Origin of the sequence: Amycolatopsis nivea (assembly GCF_004522235.1) — a bacterium.
GTDB lineage: Bacteria > Actinomycetota > Actinomycetes > Mycobacteriales > Pseudonocardiaceae > Amycolatopsis > Amycolatopsis nivea.
In genome coordinates this window covers 192,633-212,698 of record NZ_SDLT01000006.1, presented here as the reverse complement: position 1 = coordinate 212,698, position 20,066 = coordinate 192,633, and the positions used below count along the sequence as shown (strand labels likewise).

General features: G+C 71.9%; 18 protein-coding genes and 2 pseudogenes. 7 read left to right on the top strand and 13 right to left on the bottom strand.

The features are described 5' to 3' along the window. Positions 1-11: 11 nt before the first annotated feature. A complete protein-coding gene (locus EIZ44_RS09595) occupies positions 12-707 on the top strand; it encodes a TetR/AcrR family transcriptional regulator (RefSeq protein ID WP_043838717.1) in 696 nt (231 codons plus the stop codon). Continuing rightward, a complete protein-coding gene (locus EIZ44_RS09590) occupies positions 704-1,867 on the top strand; it encodes a tyrosine-type recombinase/integrase (RefSeq protein ID WP_134728320.1) in 1,164 nt (387 codons plus the stop codon). The genes EIZ44_RS09595 and EIZ44_RS09590 overlap by 4 nt, the downstream gene beginning before the upstream one ends. Here the strand turns inward: EIZ44_RS09590 and EIZ44_RS09585 are convergent, their stop codons facing one another. The 3 genes from EIZ44_RS09585 to EIZ44_RS09575 form a co-directional block, all read right to left on the bottom strand. Next, a complete protein-coding gene (locus tag EIZ44_RS09585; RefSeq protein WP_134728319.1) occupies positions 1,868-2,662 on the bottom strand; it encodes an MBL fold metallo-hydrolase in 795 nt (264 codons plus the stop codon). Positions 2,663-2,744: 82 nt separating this feature from the next. After that, the gene (locus tag EIZ44_RS09580; RefSeq protein WP_134728318.1) at positions 2,745-3,488 is read right to left on the bottom strand and encodes a hypothetical protein; all 744 of its coding nucleotides are present in this window, start codon (positions 3,486-3,488) and stop codon (positions 2,745-2,747) included. A 27-nt stretch (positions 3,489-3,515) separates the two neighbouring features. Continuing rightward, complete coding sequence (locus EIZ44_RS09575; protein ID WP_134728317.1) at positions 3,516-4,202, bottom strand: TetR/AcrR family transcriptional regulator; 687 nt, start codon at positions 4,200-4,202, stop codon at positions 3,516-3,518. Between the two features lie 83 nt (positions 4,203-4,285). On the opposite strand from EIZ44_RS09575, the gene EIZ44_RS09570 reads away from it, so the two are divergent. Further along, positions 4,286-5,422, top strand: a complete 1,137-nt coding sequence (locus EIZ44_RS09570) for an FAD-dependent oxidoreductase (protein ID WP_134728316.1) — start codon at positions 4,286-4,288, stop codon at positions 5,420-5,422. Between the two features lie 4 nt (positions 5,423-5,426). On the opposite strand, the gene EIZ44_RS09565 is transcribed toward EIZ44_RS09570, so the two are convergent. Both EIZ44_RS09565 and EIZ44_RS09560 read right to left on the bottom strand, forming a co-directional pair. Next, positions 5,427-6,362, bottom strand: coding sequence for an AraC family transcriptional regulator (locus EIZ44_RS09565; protein ID WP_134728315.1), 936 nt, complete (start codon positions 6,360-6,362; stop codon positions 5,427-5,429). Positions 6,363-6,943: 581 nt separating this feature from the next. Continuing rightward, positions 6,944-7,783, bottom strand: a complete 840-nt coding sequence (locus tag EIZ44_RS09560) for an alpha/beta fold hydrolase (RefSeq protein WP_134728314.1) — start codon at positions 7,781-7,783, stop codon at positions 6,944-6,946. 113 nt (positions 7,784-7,896) lie between these two features. Between EIZ44_RS09560 and EIZ44_RS09555 the strand changes: the two genes are divergently transcribed. After that, a complete protein-coding gene (locus EIZ44_RS09555; RefSeq protein WP_037806143.1) occupies positions 7,897-8,373 on the top strand; it encodes an anthrone oxygenase family protein in 477 nt (158 codons plus the stop codon). A 19-nt stretch (positions 8,374-8,392) separates the two neighbouring features. Here the strand turns inward: EIZ44_RS09555 and EIZ44_RS09550 are convergent, their stop codons facing one another. The 5 genes and pseudogenes from EIZ44_RS09550 to EIZ44_RS09530 form a co-directional block, all read right to left on the bottom strand. Continuing rightward, a complete protein-coding gene (locus EIZ44_RS09550; protein WP_167754070.1) occupies positions 8,393-8,881 on the bottom strand; it encodes a GyrI-like domain-containing protein in 489 nt (162 codons plus the stop codon). Positions 8,882-8,913: 32 nt separating this feature from the next. Then, positions 8,914-9,237, bottom strand: a complete 324-nt coding sequence (locus tag EIZ44_RS09545; protein WP_037806147.1) for a YciI family protein — start codon at positions 9,235-9,237, stop codon at positions 8,914-8,916. Next, positions 9,237-9,965 (bottom strand): annotated as a pseudogene (locus EIZ44_RS09540) (alpha/beta fold hydrolase); the annotation flags it as partial. The pseudogene EIZ44_RS09540 and the gene EIZ44_RS09545, both read right to left, overlap by 1 nt. Positions 9,966-10,109: 144 nt before the next feature. Then, a pseudogene (locus EIZ44_RS09535) lies at positions 10,110-11,351 on the bottom strand (RNA polymerase sigma factor); the annotation flags it as partial. Positions 11,352-11,437: 86 nt separating this feature from the next. Next, a complete protein-coding gene (locus EIZ44_RS09530; RefSeq protein ID WP_134728313.1) occupies positions 11,438-12,187 on the bottom strand; it encodes a TetR/AcrR family transcriptional regulator in 750 nt (249 codons plus the stop codon). A 106-nt stretch (positions 12,188-12,293) separates the two neighbouring features. Between EIZ44_RS09530 and EIZ44_RS09525 the strand changes: the two genes are divergently transcribed. Continuing rightward, on the top strand, positions 12,294-14,762 hold the full coding sequence (locus EIZ44_RS09525) for a DEAD/DEAH box helicase (protein ID WP_240691258.1): 2,469 nt from the start codon (positions 12,294-12,296) through the stop codon (positions 14,760-14,762). Then, positions 14,759-15,406 (top strand): SWIM zinc finger family protein, encoded by a 648-nt coding sequence (locus EIZ44_RS09520; protein ID WP_037806151.1) that lies wholly within the window; start codon positions 14,759-14,761, stop codon positions 15,404-15,406. The genes EIZ44_RS09525 and EIZ44_RS09520 overlap by 4 nt, the downstream gene beginning before the upstream one ends. 918 nt (positions 15,407-16,324) lie before the next feature. Here EIZ44_RS09520 and EIZ44_RS09515 read toward each other — a convergent pair. From EIZ44_RS09515 to EIZ44_RS09505, 3 genes are all read right to left on the bottom strand, one after another. After that, positions 16,325-17,059, bottom strand: a complete 735-nt coding sequence (locus EIZ44_RS09515) for an SDR family NAD(P)-dependent oxidoreductase (protein ID WP_134728312.1) — start codon at positions 17,057-17,059, stop codon at positions 16,325-16,327. 141 nt (positions 17,060-17,200) lie between these two features. Further along, positions 17,201-17,797 carry a TetR/AcrR family transcriptional regulator gene (locus tag EIZ44_RS09510; RefSeq protein ID WP_134728311.1) on the bottom strand — a complete coding sequence of 199 codons (597 nt, stop codon included), beginning with the start codon at positions 17,795-17,797 and terminating at the stop codon, positions 17,201-17,203. A gap of 45 nt (positions 17,798-17,842) precedes the next feature. Beyond that, entirely contained in the window at positions 17,843-18,433 is a 591-nt protein-coding gene (locus EIZ44_RS09505; RefSeq protein WP_134728310.1) for a TetR/AcrR family transcriptional regulator, read from the bottom strand. 103 nt (positions 18,434-18,536) lie between these two features. Between EIZ44_RS09505 and EIZ44_RS09500 the strand changes: the two genes are divergently transcribed. Continuing rightward, positions 18,537-20,048: a CocE/NonD family hydrolase gene (locus EIZ44_RS09500; RefSeq protein WP_134728309.1), complete on the top strand. Its 1,512-nt coding sequence runs from the start codon at positions 18,537-18,539 to the stop codon at positions 20,046-20,048. Positions 20,049-20,066 lie beyond the last annotated feature (18 nt).

Below are 20,066 nucleotides of genomic sequence, written 5' to 3'. Positions count from 1 at the left end.
AAGATGGGCGCATGGCTACGGGGACGCGCCGGGCACAGCGGCGCACGGAGGCACTCTCTCGGGAGCGCATCGTCGAGGCGGCGGTGGAACTGCTGGACGCGGCGGGCGAGAGCGGCCTGACGTTCCGCGTGCTCACCGAGCGGCTCGCGACCGGGCCCGGGGCGATCTACTGGCACGTGGCGAACAAGGGCGAGCTGCTCGTCGCCGCGACCGACGCGGTGGTGGCCGACGCGCTGGCGGCGGAGCCGGCCGGATCGCCGCGGGAGGAAGTGCACGCGGTCGCGCTCGGCCTGTTCTCCGCGATCGACGCGCATCCGTGGCTGGCCGCGCAGCTGCTGCTCCAGCTGTCCCGCAGCCCGGGCGGGCCGGTGACGCCGCGGATCCTCGAAAGCCTCGGCCGCCGGGTCCGCGCGCTGGGCGTGCCCGAGGAGCACTGGTTCACCGCGACGTCGGTGCTGATGCACTACGTCCTGGGCGCGGCCGGGCAGAACGCGGCGAACAGCCAGGTCGCCGAGCCGGACGCGGACCGGGCCGAATTCCTTGCCGCCACGGCGGAAGCGTGGGAGCAGCTCGACCCGCGGGAGTACGAGACGACCCGGCTGATGGCGAGCCAGATGCGCGAGCACGACGACCGCGAGCAGTTCCTCGCCGGGATCGATCTCGTGCTCGCCGGGGTCGCCGCGCGGTATCCGGGCGGGCGCGCATGACCCTCGCGCTCACCGATGCCGGGGGAGCGGGCAAGGACGCGCGGGAGCGGTTCGGGGAGTTCCTGCGCGTGTACGCGTCGCTCAACACCCGCGTCGCGTACGCGACCGATCTCGGCATCCCGCTCGACTGGGTGCCCGGCTATCAGCCGCCCGATCCGGGACGCCGCCGCGGCCGGGCCCGGCGAACCGATCCGGACGCGCTCGCGTGGCTGCCTTGGTGCCTGCGCAACGGGTTCACGTCGTTTGCCGACGTCCGGGTGGAGCACGTCGAGCAGTGGCTGGACGAGCTGGCGAGGGCCGGGTACCGCGACGCGACGCGCGGCCGGATGCTGTCGGCGGTGTCCGCGTTCTACCGCAAGTACCTGCTGCGCGAAGGCTTGGCCGGGCACAATCCGGCCGCGCTCGTGGACCGGCGGGCGCAGCATCTCAACCGGCCGTCCGGCGTCCCGTCGCAGACCGCGCGCTGGTCGTTCGACGCGTGCCGGGCGTTGCTGCTCGCGGCGTGGCTGCTGGCCGGCCACAGCCGGAACGGCCTGCGCGACCGTGCGATGGTCGAGATCCTGGTCGGCACCGGCGTGCGCGCGGAGGAACTCGTCGGCGTCGATCTGGGCGACTACCGCCGGCCGACCGCAGGCGGCTTCGGCGTGCTTCGCGTGCACGGCAAGGGATCCAAGGACCGCGAGGTCGCGCTGGCCGCGCCGGTGGCCGACGCGCTCGACGCCTACCTGGCCAACCGGGCCGCGCCGCAGGTCCCGGCGCTGCGCGGGCAGGTCGGTGCGAAGCGGGCGGAGCCGTTGTTCGTCACGAGCACCGGCGGGCGCGTGCATGTGTCGCATGTGACGGCGTTGCTGCGCCGGTTGTGCGCGACGTTCTGCCAGCCGCCCAAGACCGCGCGGTTGCGGGAGGTGCTCGACACCGCCGAGGCTAGGTTCGTCGCGACGCACCTGCAGCCGTTGTGCGACACCATTCATCCGCATTCGGCGCGCCATTCCTACGCGACGCACGCGATCGAGCGAGGGGTCCCGCCGCGGCAGGTGCAGCGCGACCTCGGACACGCCGCGTTGTCGACCACCGAGGGCTATCTTCACGACGAGAACGCCATCCGGGATTCGGCCGCGCACGAACTGGCTCCGGCGCTGCATCGCGGCTGGCTCGGCTGATCAGCCGAACCTGGCGGCCTGTCCCCGGTGGAGGTCGCTGACCCATTCCCAGCCGGGTTTGGCCGACGGGCCGATCCTGGGATCGTCGGGCTCGCGGCCGTCGCGCAAGGCCTGCACGTACGCGCGGTCCAACTCGATGCGCGCACGTACCTGACTGGCGGCGACGGATCCGTGACCCGGGACGACGATTTCGACCTCATCCGCCACGGCTTCCAGCAGCTGCAGCCCGGTCAGGTAGTCCCCGATCGGGTCGGCGGTGCGGCCGAACATCGGAACGAGCACATCGGAAAGCATGTCTCCCGCGACAAGAACCCCGCGTTCCTCGATCAGCAGCGCGGCGTGACCGGGGGCGTGCGCGGGATGTTCGATGATCCGGGCGCGCGGGCCGTCCCAGGGGAGGTACGCGGTTCCGGCGGGCAGGCCGGTGATGCGGCCGAACAGGTCCATCGGCACGTCGTCGGCGATCTCCGGCGGCAATCCTTCGGCGACAAGGGTTTTCCAGTCCGGCTTTGCCAGCAGGTCCCGCAGGGAATCGGCGCACCGGGCGGTGCCGTAGCGGGGGACGTCGCCGAATTCGGCGTGCCAGAGCACGTGATCCCAGTCCGGATGCGTCGCGAAGCCCGCTGCGACCGGCTGGCCGAGTTCGCGGAGATCCTGGGCGAGGCAGCCCAGCTCCTCCTGGGTGAGCCCGGGGTCGACGAGCAGCACGCCGTCCCGGCCTTGCACGACGACCGCGTTGTTCTCGAGCACCTCGCTCTGATGTACCAGCACGCCTTCCGCTGCCTGGCTCAGCATGGCGCCCCCTTCGCTCGTGGAGCGCGACAGTAGCCCGAAGTGATAGCAAAGTGCAAGCACTACATCGGTACCGCGGCAGCGGTCAGGCCTCGATGAACGGCTCGGTGCACAAGGTGCAGGTGATCGGCCCCAGTTCCAGGATCGACCGGGCCGCGCGGATCCGGCGCGGGGGTTCGCACCGGCAGATCGCCGCGACGTAGTTCGGTCCGCCGCGGTGCGCGCCGCGGCCGTCGACCGGGGCGATCACCACCGGCGGCGCGAGCGGTTCGGCGATCTCGTCCGGCGTTTCCGGGTCGTCCGGCGGGGTCGCGACGGCGCGTCGGGCGACCTCCTGTTCGGTGTGCCGCCACACGGTCAGCGCGGCTTCGAGCCGGGACAGTTCTCCTTGGTACGCCTCGAGAGTCGCGGGGAGCGCGGTGGTGGCGGACCAGCCGATCCGGTCCGCCTGTTCGGCGCGCAGGCCGAGTTCGGCGGCGAGCGCGGCGAAGCGTTTGTTGTGGTAGCGGCCGTCGCTGACGTCGACGATGTCGCGGGTGGCGGCGAGTCCGTGCGCGGCTTCGTGGAGCGTGGTGGAGAGGATTTCCGCCGCGCTGCGCCGCAGGCCTTCGGCGCCGAGGAAGAACTCGGCGCGCGGTTCGACGCCGTCGCCGACGTGCCAGCGGGACCGGGCGAAGTGGCCGTGGATTTCGGTGGTGGTGCCCATCGTTCCCGACGCCAGCACCAGGATCGCTTCGGGAACGTCCGCGTGCCGCCGCCGGATCTCGGCCCAGAGCTGTTCCATCGCGTGCATGACACGGGTCGTGGGCCCCAGCGCGGCGGTGTCCATGCGCCCATCTTGCCGCTTAAGCGGTAACTAGCCGAGGGCGAGTCCGGCAAGCACGCGCTCGAGGCCGGCGGCGAAGACGGCGTCGCCGTCCGGGTGCACGGCGTCGCGGGCGGTGCGGAAGAGGGTGGGGTAGCGGCCGGTGTCGAACATCCGCTTCAGATACGGCGCGGCGGCACGGTGCCAGCCTTCCTCGTCGAGGCCGGTGTCGCTGATGAGCCGCCGTTCGCGGATCTCGCTGCGGACCGCACCGGTGACGTAGGAGTGCACGGTGAAGACCGTGATCATGGCGTCCTCGATCGGGCCCGGACCGGCCGCGGCGGCGAGCGATGCCTCCAGGTACGCGAGCGCGTTCGGGCCGAGGCCGGGGCGTCCGCCGATCAGGTCCGCGAACCATTCGTGCCGCTGGACGGCGGCGCGGCAGCCGTGGGCGAGCGCGCGCAGCGCGGCCACGCCTTCGGTGTCCGGGTCGGGCAGCGGGATCTCGCCGTAGACGGCGTCGGTCATCAGGTCGAGCAGTTCTTCTTTGGTGTCGAGGTAGCCGTAGAGCCGCATCGGCCCGGCGCCGAGCGCGGCGGCGACTTTGCGCAGCGACACCGCTTCCAGTCCGCCTTCGTCGGCGAGCGCGCAGGCGGTCTCGACGATGCGGGCGCGGCTCAACGGCGCCGGCGCCGCGCGCGCCGGCGGTTCGGGCCGTTCCCACACCAGTTCGTCCATGCTCGCTCCTTTTCGGGTGACAGTACCGGGGCGGTTCCGATACGGTGTATTTGGTCAATACAGTGTATCGAGGGGATGTCATCATGCGAATCGTGATCGCCGGGGGCGGGCTCGGCGGGCTGACGTGTGCGCGGGTGCTGCACGCGCACGGGATCGACGCCGTGGTCTGCGAACGCGATGCCAGCAGGGAAGCGCGAGTCCAAGGCGGCACGCTCGACCTGACCGTCGCCGAGGGTCAGTGGGCGCTGCGCGAGGCCGGACTGGAGGCCGGTTACCGCGCGATCGCCCGTCCGGAGGGCCAGGACATGGTCCTGTACGACTCCGCGGGAACCTTGCTGCGGCGGGAGGTCACCCCGGACGAGGGGGAAGAACGCTGGGGCCGTCCCGAGGCGGACCGGCCCGCGCTGCGGAAACTGCTGCTCGACGCGCTTCCGGAAGAGACTGTCCACTGGGGACACGCGGTGACGCACGCGGAGCCGCTCGGCGACGGACGCCACCGCGTCCACGTGTCCGGCGGCGAAACCCTGGACTGCGATTTCCTGATCGGCGCGGACGGCGCCCGGTCGAGGATCCGGCCGCTGCTCACCGACGCGGAACCGGCGTACTGCGGCGCGCACGGGATGGAGCTGGTCATCCACGACGCGGACCGGGCGCACCCGGCTGCTTCGGCGCTCGTCGGGCGCGGCAGCTTCTCCGCGATTGGGGATCAGCAGACGCTTTCCGCGCAGCGCAACGGAGACGGCACCATCCGGGTCCATCTGACGCTGCGGTGCAGCGAGGACTGGATGGAGTCGTCGGGGATCCCGTTCGACGACCCGGATCGCGCTCGCGCCGCGCTGAAGGAGCTCTACGCCGGGTGGCCGGCGGAGTTCCTGGCGCTGGTGGATGCCACGTCCGGGCCGCTGCTCGCGTATCCGTTGACCGCGCTGCCGGTCGGGGTGCGATGGGAGAACACGCCTGGCGTGACGCTGATCGGAGACGCTGCGCACCTGATGTCGCCGTTCGCCGGACAGGGCGCGAACCTCGCGATGCGCGACGGCGCCGAGCTCGCGCTGGTTCTCGCTGAAGGCGGCGATGTGCGGAAGTTCGAGCAGGTCATGCTCGAACGCGCGGAGCCGGCGGCGCGGATGTCGGCGGACAACCTGGAGCTGTTCCTGTCCGACGGCGCGGCGGAGAAGGTGCGGCACCTGTTCGCGAAGATGTTCGGGGAGGAGGACTGACGCTTCAGGCAGGTTCGCGCAGCCGGTAGTGCTGCGGGCTGCGCCCGTACTCCCGTTTGAACGCGGCGCTCAGCGTGAAGGGGCTGCGGTAGCCGACTTGCCGGGCGATGGAGGTGAGCGTCGCGTCCGGGTGCTGGCGCAGGAGGTCGGCGGCGAGGGCGAGCCGCCAGGTGGCGAGGTAGGTCATCGGCGGTTCGCCGACCGCGTCGGTGAACCGCCTGGCGAGCGCGGCGCGGGAAACGCCGGTCGCGCTCGCGAGACCGGCGACGGTCCACGGATGCTCGGGCTGGTCCTGCAGCAGCCGCAGGGCCTGCCCGGCCACCGGGTCGCCGTGCGCGCGGTACCAGGCGGGCGCGGCCGGACGGTCGAGCCATTCCCGCAGGACGCGGACGAGCAGGAGGTCCAGGACCCGGTCCAGGACGGCTTCCTGCCCAGGGACGTCGCGTTCGATTTCGTCGGCGAGCATCGCGACGAGCGGATCCGGACTGGTCCCGGCGCGGGCGGTGACGACGCTCGGCACGGCCGCGAGCAGACGGCGCGAGACCTCGCCGACCGTCGGGTAGGTGCCGGTGAGCAGCACGGTCGGACAGTCGGGGTCGCCGCCCCAGGTGCGGACGCCGAACTCGGTCAGATCGGTGAGATGCCCGCCGTCGGGCGTGACGCACTCCTGCCCCGGACGGATCACGGCCTGCGGCGGCGTCCCCGGATCGTCGGCCACGAGGTACGGATCGGGCCCCCGGACGACGGCCACGTCACCGGTGCCCAGCCGGACGGCTTCGGCGTTGTCGGGCACGAGCCAGGCGTCGCCGCGGACCACGGCGAGCACGGTCAGCGGCGCTTCGTCCTCGATCCGCAACGACCACGGCGGGCGCAGCACAGATCGGAGCAGGAACGCGCCGTGCGCACGGGGTCCTTCGAGCAACGCGGTGAGCGGGTCCACCTGGCCGAGACTAGCGCCGCGGCAAGGGAAAGCTTCGTGTTTTCGGGGGTTCCCTTGCCGCGGCGCGCTTTCTTCTGCCCGGCCGGGCAGATCGCCGTCCGAGCGCTGGCCCGGTGTCGAGCAAGTCCGCTATTCCGGCTCACCGGCCGCGGCGTTGCGGGCGGTGGGACAGGGGCGAGGAAGCCCGCTAGTTTCCGGTTCCCAGCCGCGCCGACAGCCGCTGCGGGCGCTGGCCCAGTGTCGGTTGCGTCCCCCGGCTGCACAGACCGCCGTAGTGAGCGCAGCCCAGTGTCGAGGAAGTCCGCTATTCCCCCTCCGGCCGCGCAGACGGCCGTCGCAGTCGGGCTGTTTCCGCCTCCCGACGGCGCAGACAGCCGTACCAAGCGCTGCCCGAGTGTCGACGAGGTCGATTGTTTCCTCATCCCCGGCCGCACCCACCGCCATCCCGAGCGCTGGCCAGGTGTCGAGCAAGTCCGCTATTTCCGCGCTGTCAAGGAAATCCCGCGATGCTCCGCGATCGCAGTGCCGGGCAACCGTCAAGCTGGCGCGGATGTGGCTGGGAATCAGTCCGGCGCTCGGCGTCAGGCGGCGAGCATCGCTGCGGCGACCTCTTCGGCGGCCGCGTCCGGAATCGCGCTCGCGGCGTCTTCCAGGACGACCAGCCGTGCGCCGGGGATCTCGCGGGCGAGCGCTTCGCCGTTGCCCACCGGGAAGAACACGTCCCGGCGGCCGTGCAGGACCACCGTCGGGAGCGTGATTTCCGGCAGGCGTTCGCGCCAGCGCGGCGTGCAGTCCAGTTTGGAAAACACCATGCCGAGGTGGTTGGCCATCTGCACGGCGGGCTCCGCGCTGGCCGCACGGTCGAAGATGCGGGCCGCCACGGTTCGGGCCGTGTCGGGGTCGTTGCCGAGGACTTTGGCGCTGGCGGCGGCCCGGTCGGCGACGGCGGCGCGGTCCGACCAGTCCGGCATCGGCAGCGAGAACAGTTCGCGCATGGCTTTCTTGTCGTGATCGGGCAGGTCCGCGTCGACGGGACCGGGGGCGACGGGGCGCGTTCCGCAGAGCGTGAGGGCGGAGAAGGCCTCGGGGTGGTCGAGGGCGGCGACTTGGGCGACCATCCCGCCGACGCCGATGCCGGCCAGGTGGGCGGGCCGGTCGTCGAGTTCGCGGGCGAGCGCGGCGGCGTCGGCGGCGAGGTCGCGCAGGGTGTAGGCGGGGGCGTTCGGGTCGATCGTGGTCGAGGCGCCTGCGTCGCGGAGGTCGTAGCGCACGACGTGCCGTCCGCCGCGGGCAAGGGCTTCGCACACGGCGTCGGGCCAGGACAGCATCGTGGTGCCGCCGGCGAGCAGGACCAGTGGCGCGGCGGGGTCGCCGAAGTGCTCGGCTCCGAGCGTGACGCCGTTGGGGAGCGAGTGCTGCATGGAGGTCTCCTAGCGAGACGATGACGCATGGCTCCGAGCGGATAACCGATGGATCGTCTCGCGGTCTGCGGGTTGACTGGGGTGCGTTGGGGGACAAGACGAAAGGCAAGGCGATGGTGATCGTTTCCAAGGCGGCGCTCGTGGCGGCGGTGGTCGCGGCTGGCTTGATCGCGGGGTTGTTCTACGCGTACACGGTGTCGGTGATGCCGGGCCTCGCCCATGCCGACGACCACACGTTCGTGACCGCGATGCGCCGGATCAACGAGGCGATCCTCAACGGCTGGTTCATGCTGTCGTTCCTGGGCGCGCCGCTGCTCGCCGTCGCGGCCGTGGTGCTGCACTTCACCAGCGGCGCGCGAGGCGGGTTGCCCTGGCTCATCGCGGGCGCCGCGCTGCTGGTGGCGATGGTGGTGGTGACCGGCGCGATCAACGTGCCGATGAACAACGCCCTCGCCGCGGACACGGTCGATTTCGCCGCGCTGCGGGCCCAGTTCGAGGACCCGTGGGTGCGCTGGAACCTGGTGCGGACGGTGCTGTCCGCGGCCGGATTCGGGTGCCTGGTCGGTGCGGTGGTGTCCCGGGGCGCGTGACCCCGGGACACCGGGGAGGTCAGTCGGCGAGCCGGAAGCAGAGGTCGGTGTCCCAGTTGTTCGCGTCCGGCTCGATCTGCGGGTTGGTGCGGTAGATCTCGAGCCGCGCGACCCAGTGCTCGCCGTCGGCCTCGACGGTGCGGTCCCAGCGCACGTCCTCCTTTTCGCCCCAGGCGAGCAGGTCGGCGGTGGCGGCGAACAGACCGCTGGGCGCTCCGTGGTGGGTGGCCTGTGCGTATTTCCCGGCGGGCAGGACGTCGTTGAAGTACTCCTCGCCGAGGTCGAGCGGTTCGGTGACCGGCACGCCGACCTCGACGGTGACGGTCTCCATGTCCGCGCCGAGCACCAGGTACCGGAAGAACGGCGCGCAGGCGGGTTCGAGGCCGCGTTCGGCGAGGGCGCCGATGACCGCGGCGATCCGGTGCGCGACCTCGGCCATGCCGTCGGGGCCGACGGTCGCGCGGTAGCCGACGTAGCGCTGTTCGTTTCTGTCCACAATGGAGGGCAAGAGGGGTTCCTTTCCGGGAGCGGGTGCGGGAGTCAGCCGAGCAGCGGGCGTACTTCGATGGTGCCGTAGGTCGCGGCCGGGTGCCGGGACGCGTGGTCGACGGCCTCGTCGAGGTCGGCGCATTCGAGCACGGCGTAGCCGCCGATCTGGTCTTTGGTCTCGGCGAACGGCCCGTCGGTGAGCAGGACCTCGCCGTCGCGCACGCGGACCGTGGTGGCTGTCGCGGGCGGGTGCAGTCCGCCGCCGCCGACGAGGATGCCGCGCTGCAGCAGGTCCTCGGACCAGCCGCCGCAGCCGATCGCGAGCTGTTCAGGGGTCGGCTCTTCGGAGCCGGCGATCATCAGCAGGTAGCGCATCAGTTCTCCTCGTTGAGGGTTTCGGCGAGGCGGGCGGCGAACGCCTCGGGTTCGGCGGCGAAACCGCCGTGGTCGCCCGGGAACTGGACCGGCTCGCTGCCCAGCGCCCGGGCCAGGCCGACACCCGCCTCGTACGCCGGGGTCCCGACCGCCTCGCCGACCGCGACGACGATCCGGGTGTCCGCGGCGGCGAGCGCTTCGAGATCGGGTTCCCACGCGCCGATGGCGCCCATCAGCTTGCCGAAGAACACCTCGAAGTTGCCGCGCATCTGCTTGCCCTGCTCGATTTCCTCGGCGGTGGGGTGCTCGGGCGGCGGCGGGATCTCGAAGCCGCTGGCGGCCATGAACGCTCCGATCGCCGCGTCGACGCCCTGCTCCCGGTAGATCCCCGGGATGTCCGGGAAATCGGCCAGCAGGTCGCCGAGGTAGCGGCTGACCGGCGGTTCGTGCGCGACGAGCGTCCGGACCGCGCCCGGGTAGCGCGTGGCGTGTTCGAGCATGGTGATCGCGCCGCCGCTGTTGGCCAGCACCGAGACCGGCCCGGCGTCGAGTTCGGCGAGCAACCGCTGGACGTCCTCGGCGTGCTGGCCGACCAGGTCGTCGTCGAGATCGGTGGTGCGGCTGCGGGAGATCCCGCGCGGGTCGAAGGTGACGACGGTGTAGCGGTCGGAGAGGCACGGGCGCAGCGCGGCGAACCCGGTGGCGTCCGCGGGCCCGCCGGGCACCAGGAGCAGCAGCGGCCCGGATCCGGCGACGTCGTAGTGGATCTGCGCGCCGGGTGCGCTGAGGGTCTTGGTGATCATGACTGTCCTTCCGGAGTCGGTTCTGCCCTCCCGACGAACGGACGAGGCGGAGACAGACACCTCCGGCGAAGAAATTTCCGAAAGTCTTCTCCGGAGGTAGCCGCGTTCGGCTCCGGTGGGGGCCAAGGCGAGCGCTTCGGCGTACGCGACCTGGGCTTCTTCGGTGCGGCCGAGCCTGCGGAGGAAGTCCGCGCGGGTGGCGGGCAGCAGGTGGTAGCCCGCCAAGTCCTCGGCCAGCCGGTCGGCGAGGGCGAGCCCGGCTTCCGGTCCGACGGCCATGCCGACCGCGACCGCACGGTTCAGTTCGACCACCGGACCCGGCCGGTAACGCCGCAGTTGGAGATACAGCCCGGCGATCTGCGCCCAGTCGGTGTCTTCGGCGCGCGCGGCACTGGCGTGGCACGCGGCGATCGCGGCCTGCACTTGGTACGGCCCAGGGCTGCGCCGTCGCAACGCACTTTCCAGCAGCGCGGTGCCTTCGGCGATCGCAGCGGTGTCCCACTGGCTGCGGTCTTGTTCCTCGAGCGGGATCAATTCGCCGTCGGGGCTGTTCCGCGTGCCGCGGCGGGCGTGTTGGAGCAGGAGCAGCGCGAGCAGGCCGGTGGCCTCGGATTCGTCCGGCATCAGGGAATGCAGCAGCCGGGCCAGCCGGATCGCTTCGACCGCCAGATCGGGACGCTGGAGGTCGTCGCCTTCGCTGGCCGAGTACCCCTCGTTGAACAGCAGGTACAGCACGCCGAGCACCGCGGCGGTGCGCTCGGGCAGCAGGTGCGCGGGCGGCACCCGGTACGGGATCCCGGCGGCGCGGATCTTGCGTTTCACCCGGACGAGGCGCTGCGACATCGTCGACTCGGACACGAGGAACGCGCGGGCGATCTCGGCGGTGCTGAGCCCGACGAGCGTGCGCAGCGCGAGCGCCACCTGCGCTTCGAACGCGAGCGCGGGATGGCAGCAGGTGAAGATGAGCCGGAGCCGGTCGTCTTCCACCATGTTCTGTCCACTGTGGACGGCTGCCGGTTCGTCCGGGACGGTCAGCAGCGCGGCCTCCCGGAGTTTGTCCGCTCCCGCCGACGCGCGGCGGAGCCGGTCGACGGCACGGTTGCGGGCGGCGGTGGTGAGCCACGCTCCGGGGCGGTCCGGCACGCCGTCGCGCGGCCAGGTGCGCACGGCGAGCGCGAACGCGTCCTGGGCGCATTCCTCGGCCAGGTCCCAGTCGCCAGTGACGCGGATGAGCGTGGCCACGACGGAGCTCCACTCGTCGCGGAACGCCTGCGCGACCGCGGCTTCGGCCGCGTCGTGCTGCCCGGTCACTGCGTGCCCCTCCCTATGCGGGCCGGCGAACGGGTTCCGCCGGCACTCTCCGAACGGTAAACCGGGGCACCGACAATTTCGCGCGGTCAGGCTCCGGCGAGCTGGCCGATCCCGTCGAGGATGCGCTCGAGCCCGAACCGGAAATGGTGCTCGGGATCCGAAGATCCGCCGTAGGTCAGTCCCGCGGTGGTGCCGACCCGGCTCGCGCGCGGGAAGTGCACCGGATCGGCCGCCGGGATTTCCGCCAGCACCGGCGCGGAACGATTCCACCAGTCGACGTCGCTCAACCCGCTGCGCCGGGCGGCGCGGGTCGCGTCCACCGAACCGCGCGCCGCGCCGGCGACCAGTCCGTTGAGCAGGCTGACGATCGCGTCGAGCTGGACGTCGTCGAGGTCGAGTTCGTCCATCGCGGCGAGTTCGCGCTCGTATTTGGCGAAGGTGTGCGGGCCCAGCGTCGGGCGGCCGACGCGGATCTCCAGCAGCCACGGATGCCGGTGGTAGAGCCGCCACAGGTCCTCGGCGACCGCGGCGAGCCCGGCCCGCCAGCCCTCCGGCAGTTCGCCCGGGAGCTCGCCGTGCGCGTGGTCGAGCATCAGCTCCAGCAGCTCGTCGCGGCCGGGCACGTAGGTGTAGAGCGACATCGTGGCGACGCCGAGTTCGTCGGCGATCCGGCGCATGGTGACCGCGTCCAGTCCTTCCGCGTCCGCGACCCGGATCCCGGCGGACACCACGTGCTCGACCGACAGCTTCGGCTTCGGGCCGCGGCGCGGGGGGCCGGGCACGCCCCACAGCAGTTCGATGGCCCGCCGCGGATCGCCCGGTTCCTCGGTGTCCATTTCGCTCCTTGTACGCAGTACAGAGTTTTCCGGTAGACTATCCCGGAGAGGCCAGCCAGGGGAGGGCGGAGCGCTGAATTCAGTAGTGGTGGAGCCGGGCCGGGTCGTGTTCTGGAGACCGGACGGCGCGGAGCCGGACGGTCCCGGGGCGCCCGGGACCGTCGAGGTCGTGCTGCCGGACGGGGTGCGCACGGTGCCCGCGCTGCGGTTGCCGACCGCGGACGCGGTGCCCGTGCTGCGGACGCTGGCCGGTCCGTCGGCGAGGTTCTGGGCGCTGGCCGCCGAGGCCGCGGAACGGCTCGCGTCGGCCGGGTGGACCGGGGCGCTCGACCCCGACGAGGAAGCTTGGCTGCGCCGGCTCGCCGATGCGATGCCGCCGCACGCGCACGCGACGCCGATCCCAGGCGACCCGGCGCGGTTGCCGGAGCCGTATCCGCTGCTGATGCGGTTCCTCGGCGACGTCGCCGGAGTGGAGCCCGCGCTGCGGGTGTCGCTGCGGATCGAGTCCGACGACCTGGCGGGCGGCCGGTTCCGCGCGGTCGTCCAGGTGCACGGCGGGACCGAACCGCTGGTGGACGCGGAAGAACTGTGGCGCACGGGCAGCCAGGAGGCGCGGCACGAGGTCCTGCTGGCCTTGCGGCACGGAGCCGAGGTGTGGCCCGCGCTGGCTCCGCTGCTGTCGGCGGCGGTGCCGTCGTCGGTCGCGCTGGGAGACCGCGAGATCGCCGAACTGCTCGCCGGCGCGCTCGACGCCGCGGAGCTGGCGGTCCACTGGCCCGCGGAGCTCACCGGGCTGGCCGCGCGAGCGGTCGTCCGGCCGGGCGACGCGCCGTCGGACGCGCGGTCGTTCTTCGGCGGCGACCGGGTGCTGCAGTTCGACTGGCAGCTCGCGCTCGGCGACAGCGAGCTGAGCGTCGCGGAACTCGACGCGCTCGCCGAGGCCCAGCGTCCGGTCGTCCGGCTGCGGGACCGGTGGGTGCTGCTGGACCGCACGACCGCGGACCGCGCCCGGGACCGCACGCTCAAGCCGCTCACCGCGATCGAGGCGCTGGGCGTCGCGCTCACCGGGCGCACCGAGGTCGACGGCGAGCAGGTGGAGGTCCGCACCGACGGGTGGCTGGAGGAGCTGCGCGAGCGGCTGTCGGCCGACCCCGTGCCCGTGCCGCAGCCGGCCGGGCTGGCCGCGACCCTGCGCGACTACCAGCTGCGCGGCCTGCAGTGGCTCGACACCGTCACCGGCCTCGGCCTCGGCTGCTGTCTCGCCGACGACATGGGGCTCGGCAAAACCGTCACGCTCATCGCCCTGCACCTGCACCGCGGCGCCGGTCCGACGCTGGTCGTGTGCCCGGCTTCGCTGCTGGGCACGTGGGAAACCGAGATCCGCCGGTTCGCGCCCGGGACGCCGGTGCGGCGGTTCCACGGCACAGCGCGGTCGCTGGACGATCTCGGCGGCGGGTTCGTCCTCACCACCTACGGCACGCTGCGCACCGATCCCGCGCCGCTGGCCGGGGTGAGCTGGGATCTGCTGGTCGCCGACGAGGCCCAGCACGTGAAGAACCACCGTTCCGACACGGCGAAAGCGCTGCGGCTGCTGCCTTCCGCGGCGAAGGTCGCGCTCACCGGCACGCCGGTGGAGAACACTCTCACCGAACTGTGGGCGATCCTCGACTGGACCACTCCCGGCCTGCTCGGCCCGCTCGCCGATTTCCGCAGGCGCTGGGGGAAGCCGGTCGAATCCGGGGCCGATCCGGCGGTCGCCGAGCAGTTGTCGCGGCTGCTGCGGCCGTTCCTGTTGCGCCGCCGCAAATCCGACCCGGGCATCGCGCCCGAGCTGCCCGCCAAGACCGAGACCGATCGGCCGGTGTCGCTCACCGCCGAGCAGGCCGCGCTGTACGAGGCGACCGTGCGCGAGCTGATGGCGGACATCTCCGCGAGCGACGGCATGGCCCGCCGCGGCCGCGTGGTCAAGCTGCTCACCGCGCTCAAGCAGATCTGCAACCATCCCGCGCAGTTCCTCGGCGAGCCCGAGAACAGCCCGCTCGCCGGGCGGTCCGGCAAGCTCGAGCTGCTCGACGAACTGCTCGACACGATCCTCGCCGAGGACGGCGCGGTGCTGGTGTTCACCCAGTACGTCGTGATGGCGCGGCTGCTCGAACGGCACCTCGCCGCACGGGGCGTCCCCTCGCAGCTGCTGCACGGCGGCACCCCGGTCGCGCGGCGCGAGGAGCTGGTCCGCGGTTTCCAGAACGGCGACGTGCCGGTGTTCCTGTTGTCGCTCAAGGCCGCGGGCACCGGGCTCACCCTCACGCGGGCCGACCACGTCGTGCACTACGACCGATGGTGGAACCCGGCGGTCGAGGACCAGGCGACCGACCGCGCGTACCGGATCGGGCAGACGCGGCCGGTGCAGGTCCACCGTTTGGTCGCGGAAGGCACCGTCGAGGACCGGATCGCGGTGATGCTGCGGGAGAAACGCGCGCTCGCCGACGCGGTGCTCGCCTCGGGCGAGGCCGCGCTCACCGAACTCACCGACGCCGAACTGGCCGAGCTCGTCACCCTCCGGAGGCAGCGATGACCGACCGGGTCCGCGGATTCCCCGCGTTCCCCGCCCGCCCCGGCCGCGGCCCGTTCGCCCGCACCTGGTGGGGCCGCGCGTGGCTGCAGGCGATGGAGGACACCGCGCTCGACCTGCGGCAGCTGAAGAAAGGCCGAAGCTACGCCGCCGCGGGCCTGGTCGGCCCGATCACGGTCAGCCCCGGCCTGATCACCGCGACCACCGAGGACGCCGACGACGGCCCGTACCGCACCGGCGTGCACCTGGCCGAACTGTCCACAACGGACTGGGAACTGCTGCTCGACCGCGCCGCCGACCACTCCGGCCACCTAGCCGCACTGCTCGACCGGCACCTGCCGCCGGAACTGGCCGAGGTCGTCCCGCTGCTGCCCGGCATCGGCGACCTCGACCCGGACTGCGACTGCCCCGGCTGGGAACTCCCGTGCCGGCACGCCGCCGCCCTGTCGTTCCAGGTCGCGTGGCTGCTCGACGCGGACCCGTTCCTGCTCCTGCTCGCCCGCGGCCGGACCGAACAGGAAATCCTCGACGAACTCGGCCGCCGCACCGCCACCCGGGTCACCACCGGCGTGCTGGCGGCGGACATGTATGCCCGGGAGGTGCCGCCGCTGCCGGATCTCGCGGAGTTCACGCCGCGCGTGCGGTGATCCGCGCTCGCGCACCCCGGGGTGCCGCCGCCGGGCCTTGCGGAGTTCACGTTGCGCGTGCGGTGATCGGCGCTCGTGCGCGGCAGGGCACCTCCGCTGCTGGGCCTTGGGGAGTTCACGTCGCGCGTGCGGTGATCGGCGCTCGTGCGCGGCAGGGCACCTCCGCTGCTGGGCCTTGGGGAGTTCACGTCGCGCGTGCGGTGATCGGCGCTCGTGCGCGGCAGGGCACCTCCGCTGCTGGGCCTTGGGGAGTTCACGTCGCGCGTGCGGTGATCCGCGCTCGCGCGCCCCGGGGTGCCGCCGCCAGGCCTTGCAGAGTTCACGCTGCGCGTGCGGTGATCCGCGCTCGTGCGCGGCGGGGTGTCGCTGCTGCCGGACGTTGCGGAGCTCATCCCGGTCGTGCGGTGACCGCGCTCGTGTGCGGCCGGGTGCGTGCAGCGCTCGGCGGGATCGGGCGGATTGGCTTTCGCCGCCGGATCCCGCCGAGTTCACACCGCCGTTCTGCCGAGCGTGTGCAGCCGGGGTGCTCGCATCGCTCGGCAAGACCGGTGGCTTTCGCTGCCGGAGTTCTCGCCGTCTTTCCGTCGACCTGCGCACGCGCACAGCCGAGGGCACCCGCAGCACCCATTAAGACCGGCGGCTTGGCCTTGTGCTGCCCGATTTCGCGGAATTCTCGCCGCGCGTCCGCTGACAAACGCTCGCGCACGGCCACGTGCGTGCAGCACTCGAACGCTCGGTGGTTTGGCTTTCATCGCCGAGCCTTGCAGAGTTCCCACCAAACCCGCGCTCGCACGGAGCCTGCTTTCCTGCCGCACTCGGCAAGACCGGGCGGTTCGGCTCCGGCAGCGGTCGACGCCCGCTGCTTTCCTTGCCAGGCACCGAGTTCTCGCTCTGTCCCCGTGATGTTCTCGCGGGTGCTCACACCTGCGCGTAACCCCCGTCGGCAAAGAACTCGGCGCCATTGACATAGCTGGACGCATCCGAGGCAAGGAACGTCGTCACGGCGGCGATCTCCGCGGGTTCGGCGAGGCGACCCAGCGGTATCGCGCCTTCGGACTGCTTGAGCGCCTCGGACGGGACCAGTTCGAGAAGACCGGGCGTGCGCGTGCCGCCGGGGGACACGACGTTGACCCGGAACCCGTGCGTGCGCGAGCTGAGCGCCCAGCCCCGGGCGAGGTTGCGGATCGCGGCCTTCGATGCCGCGTAGACCTCGAGTCCCTGGCCGGGCCGGGTGGTGGCGGTCGAACCGGTGAGGATCACCGAGGCGTTCGGGCTCAGCAGCGGCAGCGCTTGCTGCAGGGTGAAGATCGTTCCCTTGACGTTGGTGGCGAACACCGAGTCGATCAGCTCCTCCGTCACCTCGCCGAGGGGAGCCGAGATGCCGATGCCTGCGTTGGCGACCAGCACGTCGATGCGACCGGCCTGCTCGCGCACGGTTCGGTACAACGCGTCGAGGTCCTCGAGCACCGAAACGTCACAGACCACGCCCGTCACGGCAGGCCCGAGTTCGGCGACCGCGGCGTCGAGCGCGTCCTTGCGGCGGCCGGTGATGAAGACCTTGGCGCCCTCGTCGCGGAACGCGCGCGCGGTCGCGAATCCGATGCCGGTGCTGCCTCCGGTGACCACGGCGATTTTGTCTGCCAAGACGGCCATGCTGCCCTCCTTCAAGATTATTGACCGTAAGGTCCATAAATGTCGCAGATCTGGACCGAGCGGTCAATAACGAAGGCGGGAAGAGCATGCATGGACCTGGACGTGCCAGGCAGGCATCCGCGGCGAGAGCGGCGGTGCGGCTTACTCCGCCGGGACGGGCAGCAGCCGCTCGATAGTGGACTGGGCCGCCTTGGTGAGCGCGTCGACGTCCATGCCGGTACGCCCGAGCGCGGTCAGGCCGAGCTGGGCGACCAGCACCGCGCGGGCGGTCTCGGCAGGATCGGCGTCAGGGGAGAGGTCGCCTTCGCGCTGGGCGCGTTCCAGCGCCTCGGCGAGAATGTCCGTGATCGCGTCGTAGCTGCGACGCGCCTCAGCTGCCACGTCCGGAGTGCTCACGGCCAGTTCGGCGTTGCTGTTGGCCAGCAAGCAACCTCGACGCGCGACCGCTCCGGTCGGGTCGACGGTCGGGCTGAGCAGAAACGCGCGCACCATGTCGATCCCGCGCGCCGCGGACGCCAGATTTTCGCGCAGCTTCAGCAGATTCGCGTCGTCGTAGTCGCGCAGCACTCGCAGGAACAGGCTTCGCTTGTCTCCGAACGCCCCGTACAGGCTGCCCTTGCCGAGCCCGCTCGCGCGCAGCAGGTCATCCAGCGACGTCGCCGCGTAGCCCTTGTCCCAGAACTCGTCGCGGACAGCGAGCAACACGCGTTGCTCGTCGAACTCGCGGGGCCGGGCCATGCGCCGACCCTACTGGTTCTGGACCGCACGGGCCACAACGCTGACTCAGGCAGGCGAGAGGAGTCCGCGGAGGAGCGCGTCGACGATGCGTGCGGGCAAGTCCGGTTCGAGCGGCTCGCGGGTGAGCACGATCCTGAAGTGCAGCGGCGCGACGAGCATCTCCAGCACGAACCGCGGGCTGGTGCCCTCGGGCAGTTCTCCGCGTTCGACCGCCCGCGCGGCGATCTGGCCGGACTGGGCGTAGCGGGCGTCCCAGTACTGGTCGCGCAGCTGCTGGGTGGCCGGGTCGTCGCCGGCCGAGGCCAGGGTCCGGCCGAGGGCGTTGCCGGCGGGCGAGGTCAGGTATTTCGCGAGCGAGGTGGCGTAGGCGATCAGGTCGTCGCGCACATTCCCGTTGTCGGGCACGGGAAGCTGCTCGGCGGCGTCGGCGAGCAGGGCGTCGATGACGAGGTTCTCGCGGGTGCCCCATCGCCGGAAGATCGACGTCTCGTTGACCTGCGCGCGCCGGGCCACCTCGGACACCTTCAGACCGGTCAGGCCGTGGTCCTGCAGGAGCTCGTTGGTCGCGTCGATGACGGCGGCGCGCACCCGGGCCGCGCGTCCACCGGGTCGTCGCCGGACGTCCGAATCGTTCACGGGCAGCACTCTAATACAAGTCTGCTTGCTTTAGTGCGCGCCAGTGGCCATACTCCTTGATGCAAGCTGACTTGCTTTAATGGTCACCCCTTGGAGTACTGAGATGCGCATCGAACGGGACATCGAGGTCCCCGCCCGCACCGGCTCGCCGATCCTGGCCGACCTGTTCCTGCCCGACGACGAGGGCGCGTTTCCCGTGCTGGCGTCGATCAGCCCGTACGGCAAGGACGTGCACTGGCCGGACCGCTATCCGCTCTACGACCGCGTGCCGCAGAGCGAGCACATGGTCTGGGAGACCCCGGACCCCGAGTGGTGGACCGCCCGCGGTTACGCGGTGCTGCGCGCCGACACCCGTGGCACCGGCAAGTCGCCCGGGCGGATGGATCTGATGAGCCCGGGCGATTCCGAGGACTTCTACGACGTCGTCGAATGGGCGGCCGGACAGCCGTGGTCCACCGGCAAGGTGGCGTCCAGCGGCATCTCGTGGCTCGCGATGATGGGCTGGCGGGTCGCGGAACTCCAGCCGCCGCACCTCGCCGCGGTCGTGGCCTGGGAAGGCGCGACCGACTTCTACCGCGACTTCATCTACCAGGGCGGCCTGTACGCCAACGGGTTCGTCGAGTTCTGGTGGGACCGCCAGATCACTCCCCAGCGCAACGGCGAGGACGGCGACGACTGGCGCGAGGTGCTCCCGCAGCGTCCCGTGCTCGACGACTACCACCAAGCGCGCATCGTCGACCTCGACCGGGTCACGGTGCCGGTGCTGTCGGCGGGCAACTGGGGCGCCCTGCATGTCCACCTGCGCGGCAACATCGAAGGCTGGGCCCGCGCGGCGTCGCGGGACAAGTGGCTCGTCGTGCACACCGGCACCCACATCGATCCCTACTACGCCGACTGGGCGCTGGATCTGCAGCTGCGCTTCCTCGACCGGTTCCTCAGAGACCAGCCCGACCGGATGGACGGCGTGCCCCCGGTACGGCTCGCGATCCGGCACGGGCGCGAGGTCGAATGGCGAGACGCCACGGACTTCCCGCTCCCGCAGACTCAGTGGCGCGAGCTCCACCTCGGCGAGGGAACCCTCGACTGGGACCCGCCCGCGGACGCCGCGACGGTGGCCTACCCCGCCAGCTTCGACACCGCCCCGGTGTCCGAGCCGCTCGAACTGACCGGTCCGGTCGCGCTGCGCCTGTGGCTCAGCTCCGAGCAGGACGACCTCGACGTCTTCGCCCGGGTGCAGCACATCGGCACCGACGGCGAGCCGATCCCGGGCGTCGGCCCCCAGGGCGGTCCGGTCCCGATGACGATGGGCTGGCTCAAGGCTTCCCACCGCGAGACCGATCCGGAGCGGTCGCTGCCGCACCGGCCGTGGCACACCCACTCCCGCGAGATTCCCCTCGTGCCCGGCGAGCCGACCTTGCTCGAGGTCGAGATCTGGCCCACCAGCATCACCCTCGCGCCGGGCGAGCGGCTGCGCCTCGAACTGGTCGCCGGCGACAGCGACCTCGGCTTCATGACCCACGACCGGCCCGATCTCGCCCGCCCGGCGACCGGCGCCGTCATCCACCTCGGCGGCGACCACGCCTCCCATCTGCTCGTCCCCGTCATCCCGCGCTGAGCGGCCGGAAGGAGTCGC

Excerpts from the sequence above, each read along its gene's own strand:
- EIZ44_RS09595 (WP_043838717.1), top strand. The coding sequence starts at position 12 with ATGGCTACGGGGACGCGCCGGGCACAGCGGCGCACGGAGGCACTCTCT.
- EIZ44_RS09590 (WP_134728320.1), top strand. The coding sequence starts at position 704 with ATGACCCTCGCGCTCACCGATGCCGGGGGAGCGGGCAAGGACGCGCGG.
- EIZ44_RS09585 (WP_134728319.1), bottom strand. The coding sequence starts at position 2,662 with ATGCTGAGCCAGGCAGCGGAAGGCGTGCTGGTACATCAGAGCGAGGTG.
- EIZ44_RS09580 (WP_134728318.1), bottom strand. The coding sequence starts at position 3,488 with ATGGACACCGCCGCGCTGGGGCCCACGACCCGTGTCATGCACGCGATG.
- EIZ44_RS09575 (WP_134728317.1), bottom strand. The coding sequence starts at position 4,202 with ATGGACGAACTGGTGTGGGAACGGCCCGAACCGCCGGCGCGCGCGGCG.
- EIZ44_RS09570 (WP_134728316.1), top strand. The coding sequence starts at position 4,286 with ATGCGAATCGTGATCGCCGGGGGCGGGCTCGGCGGGCTGACGTGTGCG.
- EIZ44_RS09560 (WP_134728314.1), bottom strand. The coding sequence starts at position 7,783 with ATGCAGCACTCGCTCCCCAACGGCGTCACGCTCGGAGCCGAGCACTTC.
- EIZ44_RS09555 (WP_037806143.1), top strand. The coding sequence starts at position 7,897 with ATGGTGATCGTTTCCAAGGCGGCGCTCGTGGCGGCGGTGGTCGCGGCT.
- EIZ44_RS09545 (WP_037806147.1), bottom strand. The coding sequence starts at position 9,237 with ATGCGCTACCTGCTGATGATCGCCGGCTCCGAAGAGCCGACCCCTGAA.
- EIZ44_RS09530 (WP_134728313.1), bottom strand. The coding sequence starts at position 12,187 with ATGGACACCGAGGAACCGGGCGATCCGCGGCGGGCCATCGAACTGCTG.
- EIZ44_RS09520 (WP_037806151.1), top strand. The coding sequence starts at position 14,759 with ATGACCGACCGGGTCCGCGGATTCCCCGCGTTCCCCGCCCGCCCCGGC.
- EIZ44_RS09515 (WP_134728312.1), bottom strand. The coding sequence starts at position 17,059 with ATGGCCGTCTTGGCAGACAAAATCGCCGTGGTCACCGGAGGCAGCACC.
- EIZ44_RS09510 (WP_134728311.1), bottom strand. The coding sequence starts at position 17,797 with ATGGCCCGGCCCCGCGAGTTCGACGAGCAACGCGTGTTGCTCGCTGTC.
- EIZ44_RS09500 (WP_134728309.1), top strand. The coding sequence starts at position 18,537 with ATGCGCATCGAACGGGACATCGAGGTCCCCGCCCGCACCGGCTCGCCG.